Origin of the sequence: Massilia genomosp. 1, from assembly GCF_011682185.1 — a bacterium.
Taxonomy (GTDB): domain Bacteria; phylum Pseudomonadota; class Gammaproteobacteria; order Burkholderiales; family Burkholderiaceae_D; genus Telluria_A; species Telluria_A rubra.
In genome coordinates this window covers 1-246 of sequence record NZ_WHJF01000674.1, presented here as the reverse complement: position 1 = coordinate 246, position 246 = coordinate 1, and the positions used below count along the sequence as shown (strand labels likewise).

1 pseudogene is annotated in these 246 nt (G+C 62.6%); it reads left to right on the top strand.

Annotated features, from left to right (window positions below):
* A pseudogene (locus tag F1735_RS35200) lies at positions 1 to 246 on the top strand (IS66 family transposase); the annotation flags it as partial.

Below are 246 nucleotides of genomic sequence, written 5' to 3'. Positions count from 1 at the left end.
TGGAAACTCGACGATGGCCTGCATGCCTTGTGCAACGCGCATCTCCTTCGGGAACTGGTCTACGCGCAAGAGGTGACCGGCCAGGATTGGCCGGCTGCCATGACGGCGTTGCTGCTCAACGCCAAAACACTGAGCGCTGCGGCGCGGCAGCAAGGACACCCACTCGACGCCGGCGCCATCGCCGCCTTCACCACTGTCTACGACGATATCGTGCGTGAAGGCGAGGAACTGAACCCTCCCAAACTC